At 49.9% G+C, this 20,081-nt stretch carries 15 protein-coding genes and 1 pseudogene; 5 read left to right on the forward strand and 11 right to left on the reverse strand.

Annotated elements, in window-relative coordinates; genetic code table 11:
• Positions 1–230: 230 nt before the first annotated feature.
• Complete coding sequence (gene fusA, locus NDA01_RS23075) at positions 231–2,315, forward strand: elongation factor G (protein WP_190552398.1); 2,085 nt, start codon at positions 231–233, stop codon at positions 2,313–2,315.
• A gap of 143 nt (positions 2,316–2,458) precedes the next feature.
• On the opposite strand, the gene NDA01_RS23080 is transcribed toward fusA, so the two are convergent.
• The 10 genes from NDA01_RS23080 to NDA01_RS23125 form a co-directional block, all read right to left on the reverse strand.
• Positions 2,459–3,679, reverse strand: coding sequence for a glutathione S-transferase family protein (locus NDA01_RS23080; RefSeq protein WP_431193500.1), 1,221 nt, complete (start codon positions 3,677–3,679; stop codon positions 2,459–2,461).
• A 70-nt stretch (positions 3,680–3,749) separates the two neighbouring features.
• Positions 3,750–4,199, reverse strand: coding sequence for an SRPBCC family protein (locus NDA01_RS23085; RefSeq protein ID WP_348229816.1), 450 nt, complete (start codon positions 4,197–4,199; stop codon positions 3,750–3,752).
• A gap of 166 nt (positions 4,200–4,365) precedes the next feature.
• Complete coding sequence (locus NDA01_RS23090; protein WP_348229817.1) at positions 4,366–6,375, reverse strand: ATP-binding protein; 2,010 nt, start codon at positions 6,373–6,375, stop codon at positions 4,366–4,368.
• 125 nt (positions 6,376–6,500) lie between these two features.
• On the reverse strand, positions 6,501–9,104 hold the full coding sequence (locus NDA01_RS23095) for a sensor histidine kinase (RefSeq protein ID WP_348229818.1): 2,604 nt from the start codon (positions 9,102–9,104) through the stop codon (positions 6,501–6,503).
• A gap of 248 nt (positions 9,105–9,352) precedes the next feature.
• Positions 9,353–10,756, reverse strand: coding sequence for a sensor histidine kinase (locus NDA01_RS23100; RefSeq protein ID WP_348229819.1), 1,404 nt, complete (start codon positions 10,754–10,756; stop codon positions 9,353–9,355).
• A 1-nt stretch (position 10,757) separates the two neighbouring features.
• The gene (locus tag NDA01_RS23105) at positions 10,758–12,419 is read right to left on the reverse strand and encodes an FAD-dependent oxidoreductase (protein ID WP_348229820.1); all 1,662 of its coding nucleotides are present in this window, start codon (positions 12,417–12,419) and stop codon (positions 10,758–10,760) included.
• A 171-nt stretch (positions 12,420–12,590) separates the two neighbouring features.
• Positions 12,591–12,866 carry a UBP-type zinc finger domain-containing protein gene (locus NDA01_RS23110; protein ID WP_190552394.1) on the reverse strand — a complete coding sequence of 92 codons (276 nt, stop codon included), beginning with the start codon at positions 12,864–12,866 and terminating at the stop codon, positions 12,591–12,593.
• Between the two features lie 91 nt (positions 12,867–12,957).
• Complete coding sequence (locus NDA01_RS23115; protein WP_348229821.1) at positions 12,958–13,533, reverse strand: putative antibiotic biosynthesis monooxygenase; 576 nt, start codon at positions 13,531–13,533, stop codon at positions 12,958–12,960.
• 109 nt (positions 13,534–13,642) lie between these two features.
• Positions 13,643–14,479 (reverse strand): alpha/beta fold hydrolase, encoded by an 837-nt coding sequence (locus tag NDA01_RS23120; RefSeq protein WP_348229822.1) that lies wholly within the window; start codon positions 14,477–14,479, stop codon positions 13,643–13,645.
• A gap of 93 nt (positions 14,480–14,572) precedes the next feature.
• Complete coding sequence (locus tag NDA01_RS23125) at positions 14,573–15,322, reverse strand: alpha/beta fold hydrolase (RefSeq protein ID WP_348229823.1); 750 nt, start codon at positions 15,320–15,322, stop codon at positions 14,573–14,575.
• Positions 15,323–16,085: 763 nt separating this feature from the next.
• Here NDA01_RS23125 and NDA01_RS23130 point away from each other — a divergent pair.
• From NDA01_RS23130 to NDA01_RS23145, 4 genes are all read left to right on the forward strand, one after another.
• Positions 16,086–16,577 (forward strand): cupin domain-containing protein, encoded by a 492-nt coding sequence (locus NDA01_RS23130; protein ID WP_348229824.1) that lies wholly within the window; start codon positions 16,086–16,088, stop codon positions 16,575–16,577.
• 89 nt (positions 16,578–16,666) lie between these two features.
• The gene (locus NDA01_RS23135) at positions 16,667–17,587 is read left to right on the forward strand and encodes an alpha/beta hydrolase (RefSeq protein WP_348229825.1); all 921 of its coding nucleotides are present in this window, start codon (positions 16,667–16,669) and stop codon (positions 17,585–17,587) included.
• 29 nt (positions 17,588–17,616) lie between these two features.
• A complete protein-coding gene (locus NDA01_RS23140) occupies positions 17,617–19,170 on the forward strand; it encodes a GMC family oxidoreductase (protein ID WP_348229826.1) in 1,554 nt (517 codons plus the stop codon).
• 94 nt (positions 19,171–19,264) lie between these two features.
• Positions 19,265–19,774 (forward strand): peptidoglycan-binding domain-containing protein, encoded by a 510-nt coding sequence (locus tag NDA01_RS23145; RefSeq protein WP_348229827.1) that lies wholly within the window; start codon positions 19,265–19,267, stop codon positions 19,772–19,774.
• A gap of 202 nt (positions 19,775–19,976) precedes the next feature.
• On the opposite strand, the pseudogene NDA01_RS23150 reads toward NDA01_RS23145, so the two are convergent.
• A pseudogene (locus NDA01_RS23150) lies at positions 19,977–20,081 on the reverse strand (IS1 family transposase); the annotation flags it as partial.

Genomic DNA, 20,081 nt, shown 5'->3' on the forward strand with positions numbered 1-20,081 from the left:
CTTAAGTCGTGAGAGCGCTTAAGACCTAATTTTTAGGGAATTTTAGTACCGCTCCTACATCACAACACTTTACAATTGGCAACGTTGCCGTAAGTGTGGAAAAGGGTTCCCTAATATTCCAAGTGGTTGAAATTCAGCCTGTACTAGCTACGAAAGCAACACCGATTCCCTCTGAGTATCGCTTGCAGATGGTCGTCAACGTTTTGTCGCATTTAATCTAAAGAGCAACTATGAAAGACCTCACTCGTTATCGCAATATCGGCATCTTCGCTCACGTTGATGCAGGTAAAACGACCACAACTGAAAGAATCCTGAAACTGACCGGTAAGATCCACAAGATTGGTGAGGTCCATGAAGGTGCGGCGACGACAGACTTCATGGAACAGGAGCAAGAGCGTGGCATCACGATTCAGTCTGCTGCTACGAGCTGTTTCTGGAACGACCACCAACTCAATATCATTGACACCCCAGGTCACGTAGACTTCACCATTGAAGTTTATCGCTCCCTTAAAGTGCTCGATGGTGGTGTCGGTGTTTTCTGTGGTTCTGGTGGTGTGGAACCCCAATCTGAAACCAACTGGCGTTATGCAAACGACTCCAAAGTTTCTCGTGTGATCTACGTTAACAAGCTCGATCGCACCGGAGCTGATTTTTACCGTGTCGTCAAGCAAGTTGAACAAGTCCTAGGTGCTAAGCCGTTGGTCATGGTGTTGCCCATCGGCGTGGAGGAGCAGTTTAGTGGCGTCGTTGATCTGCTAACCCGTAAAGCTTGGATCTGGGATAACTCTGGCGATCCCATGAACTACCAGATCAAAGATGTTCCTGCCGACATGGCCGATCAGGTCGAGACCTATCGTGAGCAGTTGATTGAAACTGCGGTCGAGCAAGACGACGAATTGATGGAGAAATACCTGGAAGGCGAAGAGCTGACCATCGACGAAATTAAGCGGTGTATCCGTAAGGGCACCATCGACCTAGCTTTCTTCCCTACTTACTGCGGCTCCTCGTTCAAAAACAAAGGGGTACAGTTGGTGCTAGATGCGGTAGTGGACTACCTACCCAACCCTACGGAAGTCAAGCCTCAACCAGAAATGGACCTCGAAGGCAACGAGATGGGCACCTTCGCCTATGTTGACTCCGAGAAGCCACTGCGAGCTTTGGCGTTCAAGATTATGGACGATCGCTTTGGAGCGCTCACCTTTACCCGGATTTACTCCGGTAAACTATCCAAGGGTGACACAGTCCTCAACACAGCTACTGGTAAGACCGAGCGGATCAGCCGTCTGGTGGAGATGCACGCCAATTCCCGCGAAGAGATCGAATCGGCTCAAGCAGGTGACATTGTCGCGATCGTCGGCATGAAGAATGTCCAGACGGGGCATACCCTCTGCGATCCCAAGAATCCAGCGACATTGGAACCAATGGTTTTCCCAGAACCCGTGATCTCGATCTCGGTTAGACCCAAAACCAAAGGTGGTGAGGAGAAAATGGTCGCTGCCTTGACCAAGATGGTGCAAGAAGACCCATCCTTCCACATGATGACGGATGAGGAGAGTGGCGAAACGATCCTGAAGGGGATGGGTGAGCTACACCTAGACATTAAGGTTGACATCCTCAAGCGGACTCACGGGGTGGAAGTAGAGGTTGGCAAACCTCAAGTTGCTTACCGCGAGTCGATCACCAAGCGCCTGGAAGATGATTACACCCACAAGAAGCAGTCGGGTGGTTCGGGTCAATTTGCCAAGATTGGCTACGTCATCGAGCCTGGTGAAGCAGGTACTGGTTTTGTATTCGAGTCCAAGGTGACAGGGGGCAGTGTACCTAGAGAATACTGGCCAGCAGTGCAGAAAGGCTTTGAAAGCTGTATTGATAAAGGCGTATTGGCGGGGTTCCCTTGCCTAGACTTGAAGTTCACGCTCCTAGAAGGTGGTTTCCACCCGGTTGACTCGTCAGCAATGGCGTTTGAGATCGCGGCTAAAGCAGCTTATCGCCAATCGATGCCTAAGGCGAGCCCTCAACTGCTAGAACCCATCATGAACGTAGATGTCTTCACTCCAGACAACTACATGGGCGATGTCATTGGCGACCTCAACCGTCGTCGGGGCATGATGAAATCTCAAGAGACAGGCCCGACTGGGGCTCGGATCAAGGCAGATGTGCCCTTGAGCGAGATGTTTGGCTACATTGGTGACCTCCGAACGATGACCTCAGGCCGTGGTCAGTTCTCGATGTCGTTCTCTCACTATGCGCCTTGCCCAAACAACATCGCTGAGGAAGTGATTAAGGAAACCAAAGAGCGTCAGGCTGCTTCATAGGGCTAAACGTAGCTTGCTGCTTCCAGTAAGCGTTTGATGTTTCCTAACTAAGAAAAAAGCCTCCCACTGGGAGGCTTTTTTCTTAAGGATAAGGATTGAACTGCGACAAAGCCATTCCTAAATCAACAACTAAATCGACAGTCTCAATTCCTGGCAAAGTTAGCGGGATCTTGATCCCGTCGATGTTTGACCGGAAGGGGAGGGCTCTGGCGATCGCCCACCAACGCAGCAGTTGTTTCTAAGGCTGTCCTCAGTTGCTTAGCCGCGTAGATAGACATATCGCGGGGCGCGTTAATGCGATCGCGCAAATATCGCAGCGCCAGATCAGACCCTGAGGGTGGCAAACAGGTTTGGTTGGTCATCATATAGGTGAGGGCACACCGCAAAGCTTCATCAAATAGTTTGTCATCAGCGGGATTGACCCGAATAATATTGGCGCGGTGCTTGATTACTCGGTGCAGGGCTTCAGCGCGTGAAGTCTCAGGTTCTGGGTAAGCCACATCAGGTAGCCCAAACCAAGGGCCTTGATCGACCTGGGCTTTGTTCCGCAGCATCTGAGGCTCACCGTTTTCCCAGCAGCCCCCCATTTGAGGCGGCAAATCATGCACATGAGTATGAAAATCGCTTTGAGTGCCACAATAGGTTGGTCGGCTTTCCATTGCGACAAACCAGTTGCCTAAACGAGGGTTTGCTTCTCGCAGGGAGTAGCCTTTGTAGTAATAAAGACTGGCATTCATCCGCTCGACATAGGGAGTAAAGATCACATCAGCAGTGCCGAACTCCTCTAAGAAGTAAGGGCCAGGGGTGCTGCCTAGGGCAAACTCGACCTTGTCTACTACGCCTGTAAATTGCTCCCGGTTGCGCTGCTCTTGCCGAGCTGATCCGGTTGGGTAGCAAAGCCAAGTACACCAAGCTCTAAAGAGCAGCCGTTCCAACTGCCGCAGCGGCATTACGGTTGGGTCTTTCATGCTAAGACCGAGGGGACTAAATACCTGCTCTAAGGCGATCAAAATGTCATCACTTTCGGTGATCAGACGGCCATCTAGTTCGATCGCGGGTAGCATGCCCGATGGCACCTTGCGTTTGTACCAGCTCTCCTTTTCTCCGTAGCAGAACATGGTTACTTTTTCAATGCGGTAAGGAATCTGCTTTTCCTCTAGCCATAGCCAAATTTTCTGGCAGTAAGGGCACCAAGCGTGATTGTCGCGGTATAGCGTGACGCGCACCTCGGACTCGCTGTGCCCGAACAGGCGCAAACGAGCCTGAGCATTGGTAGGCCCATTGACCGTATCGACTTGAAAATCGGTGAGAGCTTCTAGCTCGGGCCAACTGAGGGGAGCGATCGCCATAGAGATGGATGTCATTAGGGCTTGATTCAATGCGGACTAGTTTGGAAAATAGCTTTGTAGCTAGCTCAATGTCAAATTTGCGAAATTAAAGAGCAGTGTTTCCTCCTTCGATCTCCTGCTTGAGCCGCCACAAATCTTCGTACAGTTGCCCGTCTGGGGCTTCACCCAAAAACGTAGCAATGACTGCTCCCGCCATGCCACCAAAGGGGCTGTAATCCATTGTTACCTTGACTTCTGTGCCCGCTTCATACTCCGAGCTGCGAAAGCTGACACAACCTTCGTTAGGCACATTACTACCAGGCAGCGATCGCCAGCAAATTAGCTCATTTTCTTGATCCTGCGTGATCTCAGCATCCCATTCAATGTGGTTGCCTAAGGGAGCTTTGGTAATCCAATGAGAACGCTGTTTATCCAACACTTTCACTGACTCTAGATGATTCATGAACCGTGGCAAGTTCTCAAAGTTGCGCCAGAACTGATACAGCTCTTGAGGAGAGCGGTCAATCCGAATGCTTCTTTCGACATGGATACTCATGGAGTTACCTGTTAGCTAAATGTCTGACTTGTCTCGCCTAGACTTTGAGCTTAGATCCGTTTTAGTGAACTTGCACCTACTAGGGGAGAGAACTATGAGGGTTTGGCCAGATACACTCAAACACTTTCTGTGGCCACAGCCTGCCCGGACTCCAGGGCGCTCAAGGTTAGTTTGCAGACAAAGCCGCGCTTAGCTCAGTTAAATCGACGGGCTTGACTAAATGCACCGCGAAACCTGCTTGACGGGAGCGATCGCGGTCTTCTGGCTGACCATACCCGCTCAGAGCTAAGAGTCGGATCTGGCTCAAGGCTGGTACGTGACGGAGACGACGAGCCAGCTCATAACCATCCATCCCCGGCAGCCCAATATCCAGCACCGCGATGTCTGGCAGAAAAGACTGAGCGATCTCCAGCCCTTGGAGACCGTCGTAGGCAACTTCCGTGATATGTCCACAGAGATTTAGCGAGATCGCCAAGACTTCAGCCGCATCCATATTGTCATCAACGATGAGGATACGAAGTGGCTGCTGACCCGTCGGCGCAGGGATGTCAGCTAGAGTTTTCTCACTTTGAGCCAACTGAGGCGCTAATGGCAACCACACCGAGAATTCGCTACCTTGGCCTTTGCCTGTACTCGCCGCTGATACTCGTCCTCCATGTAGGGTGACTAGGTTTTTGACAATTGCCAGTCCAAGCCCTAAACCTCCCTGCGATCGCTCAATAGACTGCTGCTCCTGGTAGAACAGGTCAAATACTTTGGGTAAGAGTTCAGGCGCAATGCCGTTCCCCGTATCGCTGACACGCAACCAAACTTCGCTGTCTACTCGCTCTGCTAAGATGCTAATCTCACCTTCTGGCTCGGTATATTTAGCCGCATTATTCAGCAAGTTCGCAATCACCTGTGCCAAACGTCTCGGATCAGCTTCAATCATGAGACCTGTGCTAGGCACCCCAGTTGTGAGGTTGTGACGGCGTTGTTCCAATAAAGGGCTGCACTGCTCCACCGCTTCTGCAACGATCGCTGCTAGTTCTAAGGGTTCCTGCTGGAGCGTCAGCTTGCCCCGAGCGAGACGCGATACATCCAGTAAATCATCGACCAGACCTACTAGGTGATGCACTTGACGCTCAATCACTGTCCGTTCTTTGTCTACTTCTGAGATGCCGCGCAGTCGCATCAGGTTCAGCGCAGTCAGGATTGGCGCGAGCGGATTGCGGAGTTCATGCCCCAGCATAGCCAAGAATTCATCTTTAGCTCGGTTGGCTAACTCAGCTTCACGCTGGGCATTGGAAATCTCAGTCACTTCAAAGGCAACTACAACGATGCTGTCGGTCTTGTCATACTCATCGGGGAGAGGTTGGTAAACGACCTCAAAGAAGCACTCCTCAATCGTCTGTGGCTGACCACGATTCAGCATTACCTGGATTCTGCCTATGTAGGGTTGCCCCGTTGTGTAAACAACGTCGAGTAACTCATAAATACCCTGACCCGCCAACTCAGGCAGCGCCGCCTGCACTGACTTACCCACCACTAGTCTGTGACCAACCAGTTCCAGGTAGCGCTCGTTAGCAAACTCAAAGACAAAATCTGAGCCTTGTAGGACAGCAATCCCTACAGGCGCATGTTTAAAGATACGCGATAGTTGGTTGGCATTGGCTTGCAACCGTTTTTCAAGCAGTACTTTTTCGGTTGTTTCTGTAAATGTGACGAGGATACCTGCGACGTTACCAGCGTCATCTGGAACAGGGCTATAAGAGAAATTGAAGTAGCAATCCTCTGGATAGCCAAAGCGATCGATCGTGAGCTTAAAATTATCAAAGCCAAAGGACTTGCCTTGCCATACCTCTGCCCACATGGGCCCAATGGTGCTCCAAATCTCTGGCCAAGTTTCTTGGGCACTAATTCCTAAAGCTGCTGGATGCTTATCACCTAAAATCGGACGATAGGCGTCGTTATAAAACTGAGTAAATTCCTGTCCCCAAGCAATGTACATTGGCAACTGACATTGCAGCAGGATACGAACAGCAATCTTTAGGCTTTGGGGCCAAGTCTCTGCCGATCCGACCGGCGTTTTAGCCCAGTCAATCGTCCGCATGAGCGCACCTATTTCTCCACCACCAGAGAAAGTAGCATGAGCGGCTAACCAATTCGTTTCGTCCCTAGATGCATCCGGTTGCATAGGCCTGTGGTCAACAGTTATTGATTTGTAGTCCCCTACTTCTCATCCTAGAGGATGCGCTTCTAGAGGCTCAGGATTTGCAGCTTCACTACTGATTTGGCTGGTTACTTACTGGAACTAAGTCATTAGCGGAGTTGACTAAAATTGGAATTTTCGTGACCTTCCAGTAACACCTCAAAGGTTGTCCAACCTTGGCCACTGTCTACTCGTAGCTCTCCACCTATTTGCGCCACTAACTTCTGTACCAAGGCTAGTCCTAGACCAGTTCCACCTTGCCGCCACGGGTCGGCGTGAGGCACTCGGTAAAACTTCTCAAAAATATGAGGCAATGCAGCAGGCGGAATTTCCGCTTGATTACTCACTTCAAACTGAGTTCTAAGCGCCGCAGGTTGATCAGGGAGCGCGGGGTCGATCTGCTGCTCAACTCTCAGTTGAATCTCGCCTTGAGGTGGCGTGTATTTACAGGCATTATTGAGCAACTCAGCTAGTAATCGAGCTAAGCTATTGCGGTCTGACTGAATCGGCAGAACATGAGGTGGTAGATCAACTGTGAATTGTTGACCCCGCTCTTGCATTCGGGTCGAAAATGGTTGGACGATGCTGGTCAGCCAGTCTTGAAGCACAATTGTCTCAAGGGATATAGGATAGCGATCTGCTTCAAGTCGCTGTAAGTCTAGCAAGTCATTGATTAGGTTCGCTTCTCTGGCGCACTCAGCTTGTAGAATTTCTAGGTATTGCTGCTGTCGCTCTGAGGAGGGAGAGAGCTTGAGCATGTGAACTGCCAGCTTCATGTTAGAAATTGGCGTACGCAGTTCGTGGGATACGGTACTCAGGAAGTCATCTTTGAGTTGATGCAGATGTTGCAAAACTTCGACTTGGGCTTGGGCTGCTTGATATAAGCGAGCTTGACGAATGGCGATCGCGCACTGATTGGCTGCTTGTTGCACTAAGCGGACCTCTAGGTCATCGAACACGCAGTCGGGCAGGCGGAAGATCCATAGGTCTCCTAAGACTCCCTGATCATCAAAGATTGGGCAAGCCAAAATCGCCGCTTGAGGTCTACTAAACTTGGGTGCTAAGCGACAGAACTGTAGGATCTGCCCCTCCAGCAACGCTTGGTGTACATCTGAGACAGTCTCTAGAGGCAATGCACCGCTCTGACTAGAAGGCCAACCAGGCTTCACCGCCTCGTAGTGGATTGTAATGACGTTTTTCTCTAGATCATATAGGGCGGCATTACAGCACTCTGCGATTAGCGCCTGGTTTAATTCCTGTACCACAGTTTCTAGAATCTGGGCTTCATCCAAACTGTCCCGCACCTTATCTGTAACTCTTTTCAGCAGTGCTTCTAAATCGAGGGCTTGTCCCAGTTGCAAGGTACGTTCTTGTAATTCGGCTGTGCGCTGTGTCACGCGCAGCTCTAACTCATCCTTCACTGCTTCTAGAGCTGCAAAAGAGCCCCGCAATTGCGCCGCCATCTGGTTATGAGCTTGAGCTAAAACTCTAAATTCATTCACCCCTCCGAGGCTAACAGTTTGGTTAAAGTTCCCATTGGCTAGGGATTGGGAGGCCGAGCACAAGCGGAGAATTGGGTCAGTAATGCGGTGAGACGTGAGCACGCCTAGAACGATCGCCACCAGCAACGCCCCTAGGCACAGCAAAACCGTAGTGCGTCGGCTTGCTTCGATGTGCTCCATAAAATCTGCTTCTGGCACCACCACTACAATCAACCAATCCAACCCATAACGGTCGGTAAAGGGCATGACTTGCACAAACTGCCGCTGACCCTCCACGACAAAATCGAGTTGTTGGCTCTGCCGAATAGAGCTAAAACTACCAAAGTATTGTTGTAATTGTTGCGCGGTCAGGCGAGTCATTTGATTCCGGCTGGCGATCGCACTTAGCCGTCGTTGTGGGTCTGCCACTCCCTCTAGATTCAGGCTAAAAGGTAGCTCAGCCGTTGAACTAGCCACGAGGTTGCCTGAGCGCTCGATGATAAAGGTTTGTCCAGAGCGGCCCACCTTCAGCCGGTGCAAAAAGTCATCCAGTTGTGAGAGTGAAACCGTGGCATTGGTCGCACCAATTAAAGTCCCCGCTCCGTCATAAATAGGTCGAGTGGCACTGACGGCTAGCCCTCTAGAAGAGAAATAGGGATAGACTGCTGTCCAAGTTGGTTTATTTGCTTGCACCGCCTCGCGATACCAGGGACGAATCCGAGGGTCGAAGGTGGTATCCAGTCGGATCAATTGCTGGCGATTACCTTGCTGATTAATTGTGTAGGTGTGGTACTTGCCAGCAGTGGAGGCATCGATCACACGAATGACGAGGGTTCCGTCCTGCAAGCGGTCCACAGCATGAATCTCTCCCTGCTCACTGCCAAAGGCGATCGGGCTTAAAGACTGAAACAACTGCATTTGTTGCCAGAAATGCTGCTCCAAACGCTTGCCGTCTTGCAGATTCAATTCCCCTAAGCGAAACGCACCGGCGTTGATCGCAGTGACCAATTGCGGAGTTTCTAGATAGTTAGCAAGATGCTGATGGACGCGATTTGTAACTTCGTTTCTCAGCTCAGCCGCAACTTCATTGACTGCTCTCTGACCATCTCTTAAGGAAAAATATGCCGTTAACCCAACCGCCGCGGTAATTTGCAGAACAAAAGGAACAATGAGCGCTACTCTGAGCGGCACATTCGATAAACCTCTAAACAGGGGATGCAAGAGCTTCTGCATGTATCCTAGTTTAGAGCCTGCTTAAAAGTGAGTGGGCAGTGGAGTCATTCATGATAGGTACAAAGCAAAAATTATAATAGCTTTTACTTAATACCCTCTAGCCGTGCCTGTCCTGTAGCTTAAGTGTAGCTCAGCAGCCTCACATAATGGTTCGCGTCACGCTTGATCAGGAATTTCTGGCAAGGGGGAACCGAGCGATCGCACCCCTGCCGAATAATATGCTGAATCATTAGGATGGTTGCCCCAGCTTACACAAGAGGTAAGCAAATGCTAAAACAAGTGTTGCCTGGCTGCGATTCAACCAAAATTGTGCCCTGGTGCCGATTTTCCACAATGCGTCGTACGGCTTCCAAGCCCAGCCCAGAGCCTTTGCCCACAGGTTTGGTCGTGAAAAATGGCTCAAAGATGCGTGACTGAGTTTCAGGCGGAATGCCATCGCCAGAATCCATGATGTCAACGCGGACAGAATGCTCCTTACGTTGCGTGGTAATGGTCAGCACTCCTTTGCCATTCATAGCATCAATGGCGTTATCAATTAAGTTTGTCCATACCTGATTGAGTTCGCTGCCATAAACCAGTAACTTGGGCAGCTGCTTATCATAACACCGTTTAACTTGGACTCCCTGCTTGAGTTTATGAGCAAACAATCGCAAGGTATCCTCCAATCCTTGATGCACATCTACTTCTTGTCGAGTGCCTTGATCCAAGTAGGAATAGGACTTCATCGCTTGCACCAGTTCTGAAATTCGCTCTGCTCCCCGCAGACCATGTTTGATCATGGATATCACCTCAAACGAAAGTGATAGCCATTGCAACCCAATCTCGCGTAATTCAGTGGGGTCATCTCGCCAACGCACCATCAGTTGGTCTAAGGTTTCAGTCTCAACGCCTCCCTCTGCTAGGGGTTCTGCCAGTTTCCAAGCTTGGCTAACTCCATAGTCTTCTAGCCAATTTTCTAAGATTTCGGTGCGATCGCTCAGAGTTACAGCATCTACGCGATTGTTCAGAATCAAGTCATATCCCGTATCCCGCGCCTGTAGCCACTGTTTCGTATGTGCGTCATCCACTTGGCGTTTACCATAAACCAAGTTCATGCGCTGGAGTTCTAGAATGGCTGGGGGCATCTCTCGCAATGCCCGCACCAATGCTGCGGCGGGATTGTTAAGTTCATGAGCTAAACCTGCGGCTAGCGTGCCCAGGGCTGCCATTTTCTCCCGTCCCCGGATAAAGGACTCTAACCCACGCAACCGTTGTTCCACAATACGGAACACCATCCGCTCGAACGTGCGGCATTCGTGCAAGAGCGTCAGAAAGTCACTGGCTTCAATTTCGTGAAGATGGCAATCTGTGATGGCTCGCAGGGTCACTGGAGCAGGCTCATCTGTCAGGACTTGAACTTCTCCAAAGAACGCGGGTGCTTGATGTCTCCCTAGCGGGATCTCTGTCCCCTCACTGCGACGGGTAATCAGCATTTGACCCTGAACCAGGATAAATAAGCCCCGATGCGGATCTCGCTCTTGAATTAGTGTCTCTCCAGCCTGCACCATCACAGTTTGAGTGCGATCGCACACCCACTCTAATCGGGTTTGGGACAGATGTTGAAACGCCTCCAGTTTGAGCAGGTCTTCGATGCACAACTTGCGATTCACCATGTCATACCTTACTTAGATAACGATGGATAAATTGCACCGCGATCGATCCTTCACCCACACCCGATGCCACCCGCTTCACGGAGTTATATCGCGCATCTCCGGCGGCAAAAATGCCGGGAACACTGGTTTCTAAAAGAAAAGGCGATCGATCCTGATTCCACCCTTTGGGAGGCTTGCCATCGCGGATTAAGTCAGGCCCAGTCAAGATAAATCCTCGCTCATCTCGCTCCACTACGCCATCTAGCCAGTCGGTTTTGGGCATTGCCCCGATAAAGATAAACAAAGAGGCAGCTTCGACGGTTTCACTCTCGCCTGTGTGGATGTTTTTGATGACAATCGCCTCTAGGTTTTTGTCGCCTTTGACTTCTTCAACCGCACAACCGACACAAACTTTGATGTTATCTGTCGCTTCTATCTGGTCAATTAAGTACTGCGACATACTCTTGGTTAAGGGCGATCGCACCAACATCACGACTTCGAGGGCATATTTAGAGAAGTGCATCGCGGCTTGTCCCGCAGAGTTGGCACCGCCCACGATATAAACGGTTTCACCCTGGCAAGCGATCGCTTCGGTCATCGCTGCTCCGTAATAGACGCCCGCTCCACACAGTTGGTCCATGCCTGGCACATCCAACTTGCGATAGGCAACTCCGGTTGCTACTAACAGCGCGTGACAACTAATTTCGCTGCCGTCGGCCAAATGCAGAATTCGGTAGGGATTAGTGATTTGGACTGCTGTTACTTCTTGAGGAGTGAGAATTTCTACCCCAAATCGCCGGGCTTGGGCTACCGCTCGCCGGGCCAAGTCTACCCCACTTAAGCCTACCGGAAATCCTAAATAATTCTCAATGCGCGAGCTAGAACCCGCTTGCCCGCCTGGGGCTTGGCGCTCAATCATGACGGTGCTGAGTCCTTCTGAGGCTCCGTAAACCGCAGCGGCTAACCCTGCTGGTCCGCCACCAATGATAGCTAGGTCGTAGAAGGGGCGTTCTGCTTGGGTTTGTAAACCAATTTTTTCTGCGATCGCCAGATTTGAGGGTTGGATTAACCGGGAACCATCAGGGAACAAAACCAATGGCAATTGTTGCTTGCCATCAGCTTCAGCGTATTCCACTAGCTGCGTAGCTTCACCTTCTAGTTCAATATCTAACCACTGGTAAGGCACTTGGTTGCGGGCCAGAAAGTCTTTGACTTGATGAGATAGAGGAGACCAGCGGTTGCCAACCACCCGAATGCCTTCGAAGGGAGGCCGAAAAGACGCAAACCAGTCATCCAGCAAATCATCTAAAACTGGATATAACCGCTCTTCAGGAGGGTCCCAAGGCTTGAGTAGGTAATAGTCGATTTGGATGTTGTTGATGGCTCGAATGGCAGCATCTGTATCAGCATAGGCCGTGAGCAAGGCCCGCTTGGAGTTTGGGTACATATCCAGAGCTTGCTCTAGAAACTCAACTCCGCTCATTTGCGGCATGCGTTGGTCTACCAAGAAGAGTGCCACAAACTCATTGCGTAGCTTGAGCTGTTGTAAGGCATCCAATGCTGCTTGCCCAGAATCCGCTCGCACAATCCGGAAGCGATCGCCATACTGATGCCGTAAATCCCGTGACACTGTTTGCAGCACATCTGGATCATCATCCACGGTGAGAATTACAGGTTTTGCCATCACTCAATCTCCTGTTATTCAACGGCCACAGTTAGGAATTTTGTATACCATTTATCGATTTGATGCTGCATTAACGTATACATATTCAGCATTTCTAGATAGAGAGCTATTTCAAACGCGATTCCGTTCGGGGGCAAAGCCAAACGCTCACTGACTTGATTAATTGATGGCTCAGTAGTTCTTTCCCTCCTCATCGGTAAAACACCACAGCCATTGTTCTCCTAATTCCGCTGAACTAATCACAGCATGTCCGCTCTCCTCATAATGACGACGTGCATGCTGATTTTTGGAGGAATCGCAGCATAGCATCTTGCCGCAGGTCTGGCAGATTCGCAGATGTACCCAGCGATCGTTAGTCCGCATGCACTCCTCACACCGGAACATGGGGTAGTTGGCTTTCGGAATTAAGTTTTCCAGAGTCATTTCATTGAGATGTTGACACGGCATAGGTTTTTACTATGTGAATGAGTAGGAAGTTTGTTTGGAGAAGAATAATTGGGGAAGAATAAATAGCCTTTTCTGACAACTCCATATCGTTTCATGGAAGGGGATACAGCCATTTGCAAAATAGTTGAGTTAGATGTGGCATGATGAGATAAGTGAGCAAGGCAACACTGAAGCCTGTACTGATCAGTTGCTGGAACAATATAGGCAAATCAGACAGTAGTGGTGCCAGCAAATGGTTCGAGATAGGAAGCGTGAAAAATACTCCTAGCCACGTCACTAACACCATTTTGTAGCGAGGGGGCGGCATCTCCACTCTGTTTGGGAGTGTAAACCAGGTTTCCAGTCCAGTTAGGGTTTGAACCGCTTCAGGCTTTTCAATCAGTGGCTGCAATCGCGCCAGCCATTCTTGCCGGATATCAGATTCTAGCCAAGTTTTGAGGTTACTGTACTGATCGAATTTAAGGATGGCAACATATTCCGGGTGAGCATGATTCCACGGTCGAATTACATTGACTCCCAAGTGTCCTCTAAACTTTTGGGCAACCGCAGCGATACCGTGCAACCACTCTTCATACCCCTGCTCGCGCCCAGGGCGAACCGTATGAGAAATGATGGCAGTGACCTGCTGAGTTTTTGCATCTGTACCAATTGCTTGGGGTTCAAACATGAAATGCAACCTCAGTGAGCGATTGCTTCAGACCAATGGAGTATCCATTAAATGTTCTGCCAGGAACCAAAGTTGTAACTCGTTCGCAACACTTGACTCACTAACATGATTATCCCTCTTTGAGAAAGTCTAGCAGTGCGGGGTTGATCTGTTCTGCATGAGTCCAGTTGATAGCGTGAGGACCATCAGGGATCACCACTAGACGACTATCTTTAATGAGCTGCGGCAACCTCTTACCAGTGGAAGCGATCGGAAGGATGCGGTCAGCCTCACCATGAATGATCAGGGTTGGCACATCAATGTGGGGCAAGTCATCTCGGAAGTCGGTCAACCAGGATGGTACACAGTCTAAGGTTCCTTTTGCAGAAGCTCCTGCTGCCACATTCCAGCTCATCTGGATGGCCTCATTGCTGATGCGATCGCCAAGAAATACATCGACGTTAAAGAAATTGTGGAGAAAGAGAGAGAGATAGGCAGGACGGTCTGCGACAATACTTTTCATAATGCCATCGAAGACGCTTTGGTCCACTCCTTCTGGGTTATCGTCGGTCTTCAACAAGAAGGGGGGCACCGGAGCCATGAGCACGGCTTTACTCACCCGTTCTGAGCCGTACTTGCCGAGATAGCGCGTCACTTCGCCCGTCCCCATGGAGAAGCCGACCAGCAGAACATCACGCAGGTCTAGTTCTGTGATGAGTGTGTTCAAATCGGCGGCGAAGGTGTCGTAGTCATAGCCGAAGGAAGGTTGGCTGGAGTTGCCAAAACCCCGGCGATCGTAGGTGATGACTCGGTAGCCTGCTGCCAGCAAAACCCCTACTTGCTTTTCCCAGGAATGTCCGTTCAGCGGAAAACCGTGAATGAGAACCACAGGCTGACCTGCGCCGTGGTCTTCGTAGTAGATATCGATGGGGCTAGAATTCTCTTTGCCAACGGTGACGTAAGACACTTTAAAGTCTCCTTTCTGTGAGTAAGTCTGTGGAATCATTCACCTGTGCCAAGAGGCTACTCTTCTTGGCCACAAAACAGTATTTCAACTAAGCTAGGATGCTTTCATCGCAGCAGTTGCAGCCGCCTCGATAAATTTAGCAACCTCTTTGGGATGAGAGACAAAGGGCACATGACTGGACTTGATCTCGCTAGTTTTGGCACCGATGCGTTTTGCCATAAAGCGCTCAAGTTCAGGGTTGATCGCCCGGTCTTCTTGAGTCACGAGATACCAGGAGGGAATTGTTTTCCAGGCAGCGCGATCCACTGCTTGATTGAAAGCGATACTAGCGACTGGCTTTTGGGTCGCTGCCATCACTCGGGCCTCAGCTAAGGAAACATCCTGAGCAAAGAACTCATGTAGCTTGGCTCGATCAATGAAGAGAAAGCCTGCGGTATCAGGCACAATTGCGGTGCTGAGTGGGGGGGCTGCATACCTACCATTCAACTCACTAATTTTTTCGCCTGCTTCGGGGGCAAAACCAGCGATATAAACCAATGCCTTGACTTGTGGGTTGGTAGCTGCCGCGCTCGTAATCACGCTTCCCCCATAAGAATGTCCAACCACCACGACAGCACCCTTCTGAGCATCAATCACTCGCTTAGTGGTGGCAATATCTTCTGGGAGAGAGGTGAGCGTATTCTGCACAGCCGTCACAGTGTAGCCATCTTGTTCTAGCAACGGAATGATGTGTTGCCAGGATGTGACATCAGCGAAGGTACCGTGAACGAGAACGATCGCGGGTTTGGAGTTGGAGCTTTGGGTTAATTCCTTAGAAGTAGCTACTTCTGCACGTATCAGCACAATTATTGAAACACTGAATGCCAGTAGCAACAGCAAAAACTTTTGAATTTTGATGATTAGCATACTCCACTGAATAGCCGCTTCCTAATGCTTGTTGATAGGTTGAATTGGAGGTTGAGGGAACTGCTGAAACACAAAACATAGATAGTCTTCTGCAGCAGAGGTTGCATCAAGCTGTCTTTGAATTGTCTTAATTTGCATCACCCTAATTTAGGGAACTCCCTCAGATCTGTCGTCCATTCCAAGTTCATACTTGCAGCCACACAACGATCAGTCATTGGGCAATCTGAAGTATGGGGTTGGCATCCAACTTAAGTTCAGATCTATCTCAAGCTTAGAGGCAAAATTCATACCGCCGTCATCAATGAAGATACGGATATGGCTGTGATTGGTCAGGCTAAAAAGGGGTTGAGGCGATCGCGCTGTCCCGCCAAGTGAAACCGATGTAGCCTTAATGGATTTGCATTAAAGCGAAGGATTGCCAGTCTTTAAGCCTGTCATCTTAGCTTAAGTTAGCTGTCAACCTGAACTTAAGTTGGATATGAAGCTGATACCTCAGGTTGCTTTATGATTGATCGTTTTGTGGCTGCAAGTATGGACTCTGAATGGACGACAGAGTTGGATTAGTCCCTTAGATTAAGGCCATACAAACGGTTGTAGAAGTGACCTGAGAGGGAAAAAAGAGAGCAGTCAGCGCTGGAATCTTCCAAGAGCCAGTTAGTAACAACTTGTCTACTGGGAGATGATCTACTGGGAGACGACAATGACAATCAACCAAAACGGGCTTTTTGTTCAATCGGATCAAGGTCGTTCTTACTACTTTGGTCAAGACCTCTATACCTTCAAAGCCATTGGTGAAGAGACGGGGGAAGCCTATGCGCTTTGTGAGGTCATCGTTGCACCTCAAGGTGGTACACCTCCCCATCGGCACAGCCGAGAAAATGAATCGTTCTATGTGCAAGACGGAGAGATTGAATTCCAGCTTGACGATCGCACCTTGATGGCAACGGCTGGAACCTTTCTCCATTCACCCAAAGGCCAGCTGCATCAATTTACCAATACAACCTCTGTCCCTGCCAAGATGTTGGTTTGGGTGACACCCGCTGGCTTTGAGAAATTTATTGCCGAAGTGGGAAAAGCGGTGAATGGTCAAATTACAGCGGCCCCACCTTTGAATGCTGAAGACTTGGATAAGATCCTCACTACTGCACCTAAGTACGGCATCGAGATTATTCCTCCGCCTCCTCAGCAATGATAACAGGACTGCAACTCACCCCTGCCTAATCAGTGACAAGGTGGCTGGGCGATCGCTTTAATAATAGATGAATCAGAGGATAAGCAGCTATGGAAAGAAGCACTAGTTTTGAGAGTAAAGGGTTAAAGTGTTCTGTCACTTTTTACACGCCTGAGAATGTCGCACCTGGCGATCGCTGTCCGGCGATTGTCATGGCTCACGGCATTGGTTTGACCAAAGAGATGGGCCTGCCGCAGTTTGCTGAGCGTTTCGCTAAAGCGGGGTTCGCCGTCACGCTGTTCGATTATCGATACCTGGGTGCCAGCGAGGGAGAGCCTCGGGGTCAAATGCTCCCGACCGAGCAGCATGAAGACTACCGCAATGCTATTACCTGGACTCAGCTTCAAAGCGAAGTTGACCCTGAACGTATCGGTCTTTGGGGCTTCTCCTATAGCGGTGGTCACGTCCTGCATGTAGCGGCATTCGATCGGCGCGTGAAAGCGATCGTGGCCCAAATGCCGACAGTGAATGCGTTTCTTAACTCCCGCCGTTTGGTCTCCCCCCTTGCACTCCACGAACTCACAAAGTTGCTTGCAGAAGATCGGATCAACCGGTATCAAACCGGAGAGGTGAGCTACTTCCCCTTAGTTGCCCCACCCGGTCAACCTTCCTTTCTGGCAACACCGGATGCCTTTACTTGGATTGAATTGGCTAAGGATGCTAGCGAAGGTAGATGGGAGAATCGGCTCACCTTTGAATCGATTGAACATTGTCTCTACTACGAAGCTATTCCTCATCCTGAGGCCATCTTTCCCACTCCGCTATGTCTGATTGTGGGCGAGCAAGACTTCCTAGCCTCTCCCCAGTTGGCCGCCGCCGTCTATGCAGACGCGATCGAGCCCAAGTCTTTCACAGTTCTGAAAGGTGGACACTTTGACGGATTCCAAGGAGAAGGCTTTGAGATTGCCAGCACAACTGCCTTGAGCTGGTTTGAGAAATATTTAAAACATAAGCCTGCTTGTGAAACATAAAGCCATTACAAATAACCGAGGAAGATGTCATGACCCAGTATGACTACATTGTGATTGGTGCAGGTTCAGCAGGCTGTGTAGTCGCCAACCGCCTCACCGAAGACAGTGACACAACCGTGTTGTTACTTGAAGCGGGTAACCCAGATATAAAATCAGAAATTCACATCCCAGCACAATGCCTGAGTCTACAAGGCTCTGAGGTGGACTGGGCGTATTTCTCTGAACCCGAACCCTACCTGAATGACCGCAAAATCTTTTGTCCTCGTGGGAAAGTTTTGGGCGGCAGCAGTTCGATTAATATCATGATTTATCTGCGAGGCAATCCTCACGATTATGACCACTGGCAGTCATTGGGGAATCCCAGTTGGAGTTACCAAGATGTCCTGCCATACTTCAAGAAATCGGAGCGCCAGCAGCGAGGCGCATCCGAATTCCACGGGATTGATGGAGAGTTGAGTGTGACCGATCCGATTGCGCCTGCTGTGGTATCCCAACGCTTTGTAGACGCAGCAGTAGCAGTAGGATATGACCACAATTCCGATCCTAATGGAATGCAGCAAGAGGGGGCAGGACTCTATCAATTGACCATCAAGGATGGTAAACGGCACAGTGCCGCTGCTGCATTCCTCGTGCCCATTCTCCAGCGTGCCAATCTGACGGTAACGACAGGAGCGTTCGTCACTCGCTTGTTGTTCGAGGGTACTCGCACCATTGGGGTCGAATATCTGCACGAAGGCACGCTGCACCAAGTTAGGGTTAACCACGAAGTGATTCTAAGTGCTGGCGCATTCGATTCGCCCAAGTTGCTCATGCTTTCCGGCATTGGCGATGCAGAACACCTGCAAGCAATGGGAATTCCCATAGTGGCTAATTTACCGGGTGTGGGTCAAAACCTCCAAGACCACCCTGTTGTGGCCGTGGCACATGAAGCAACTCAGGATTTACACCCAGCAAACACCAGTAGTGTCGCTGAAGCGGGCTTGTTTTTGCATACTGAGGGGAATCTCGATGCTGCGCCAGATTTACAGTTTCTCTTCGGCCCCGTTGTGTTAGCACCGCCTGGTTATCCCCACTCTGGTTTAGGATTCACTAGTTTTGTTTGTTTGACTCATCCCCAAAACATTGGCAGTGTCAGTTTGCGCTCCTCCGACCCCAAAGATGCCCCGATGTTGAGGATGAACTTTCTCCAAAGTGAAGCGGATGTGCAAAAACTCGTGGTTGGGATTAAATTACTTCGTAACTTGTTTGGTGCCAGTGCTTTGGATGAGTTTCGTGGTCAGGAAATTGCTCCGGGTGCCGAGAAGCAAAGTGATGCAGCCCTCGTTGCTTACGTCCGCGAAACTTGCAGTACCGTGTGGCATCCGGTCGGCACTTGCAAAATGGGCACTGACCCCATGGCGGTGGTAGACCCTGAACTCCGAGTCCATGGGGTTGAGGGGTTGCGGGTTGTGGATGCCTCGATCATGCCAACAATTACCACAGGCAATACGAACGCGCCCACCATCATGATTGGCGAAAAAGCCGCCGATTTAATTAAAGCCGCAGGTCGTGTTTCACAGCAAGCTGCTTCCGTGATTGTGTAGAGCCCAGCACCGAAGGCGATCGCAAACTAACGCGATCGCACCGATACAGCCCTATTAATCATCTCCTTTGAATGTGTAAATTAGGCAATGCATCATGAGATCTATCACAATTCAAAACTCAATTCCTCAAATCACTTTTGTGCTATCCAAAGTATTGTTGCCAACAGCCTTAGCAGCAGAACTGCTGGGAGTTTCACTGTCTGGTAAAGCGATCGCGCAACCCTGCTGCCTTAATGCAGCCTTGCCTCTAGACAAAACGCAGATCGCACCTGTATCTTCACAACCCAGGCATCAAGTTTTGATCGCCACCGCATATACTGATCTCACATTACCTACCCTGCGACGTGGCGATCGCGGCAGAAGCGTTCAACTGTTGCAGCAAGTTCTCTCAGACAATGGCTTTTTAGGAGCCGCAGGAGTCAGATTAAGAAATCCGAGTGGTGCAGTGGTGGATGGAGTGTTTGGTCCCATTACGGAATCTGCGGTGAGAGATTTACAGCAGCGGTACAAAGTTCCAGTAACAGGGCAGGTAAATCCTCGAACTTGGGAAGTGTTAGATATGCATGAAAACCCTTATCGAGCACCACTTCCCTGGAAAGGATAGTTCTTTGCCAGACTTGGGGTTAACGGGTGAAAAAGAGGCACCGCTTCCACTGCTATCCATGAATGTTATCAACGCATGATAAATGTTTGGTTTCTTCGAGTCCTACTACCCCCTGTAGCCTCACACCCTTTAGATTAGCCTGCTGTAGAATTACTGGTAGTGCTCAAGATGTAATGATAGAAGAGTAAAGTTCATGGTAGTGCTACACAGGTAATGATGCATTGTAGTGATGGATGAAGTACCAAATCGCACTAATGTGATTCTCCAGTGACTTGGAAAAGGATAAGCTTTTGCGCACTAATCGAGA

Source organism: Trichocoleus desertorum AS-A10 (genome assembly GCF_039962155.1).
Taxonomy (GTDB): domain Bacteria; phylum Cyanobacteriota; class Cyanobacteriia; order FACHB-46; family FACHB-46; genus Trichocoleus.

Coding starts and splice junctions, on each gene's coding strand:
- fusA (WP_190552398.1), top strand. CDS start 231: ATGAAAGACCTCACTCGTTATCGCAATATCGGCATCTTCGCTCACGTT.
- NDA01_RS23080 (WP_431193500.1), bottom strand. CDS start 3,679: ATGACATCCATCTCTATGGCGATCGCTCCCCTCAGTTGGCCCGAGCTA.
- NDA01_RS23085 (WP_348229816.1), bottom strand. CDS start 4,199: ATGAGTATCCATGTCGAAAGAAGCATTCGGATTGACCGCTCTCCTCAA.
- NDA01_RS23090 (WP_348229817.1), bottom strand. CDS start 6,375: ATGCAACCGGATGCATCTAGGGACGAAACGAATTGGTTAGCCGCTCAT.
- NDA01_RS23095 (WP_348229818.1), bottom strand. CDS start 9,104: ATGCAGAAGCTCTTGCATCCCCTGTTTAGAGGTTTATCGAATGTGCCG.
- NDA01_RS23100 (WP_348229819.1), bottom strand. CDS start 10,756: ATGGTGAATCGCAAGTTGTGCATCGAAGACCTGCTCAAACTGGAGGCG.
- NDA01_RS23105 (WP_348229820.1), bottom strand. CDS start 12,419: ATGGCAAAACCTGTAATTCTCACCGTGGATGATGATCCAGATGTGCTG.
- NDA01_RS23110 (WP_190552394.1), bottom strand. CDS start 12,866: ATGCCGTGTCAACATCTCAATGAAATGACTCTGGAAAACTTAATTCCG.
- NDA01_RS23115 (WP_348229821.1), bottom strand. CDS start 13,533: ATGTTTGAACCCCAAGCAATTGGTACAGATGCAAAAACTCAGCAGGTC.
- NDA01_RS23130 (WP_348229824.1), top strand. CDS start 16,086: ATGACAATCAACCAAAACGGGCTTTTTGTTCAATCGGATCAAGGTCGT.
- NDA01_RS23135 (WP_348229825.1), top strand. CDS start 16,667: ATGGAAAGAAGCACTAGTTTTGAGAGTAAAGGGTTAAAGTGTTCTGTC.
- NDA01_RS23140 (WP_348229826.1), top strand. CDS start 17,617: ATGACCCAGTATGACTACATTGTGATTGGTGCAGGTTCAGCAGGCTGT.
- NDA01_RS23145 (WP_348229827.1), top strand. CDS start 19,265: ATGAGATCTATCACAATTCAAAACTCAATTCCTCAAATCACTTTTGTG.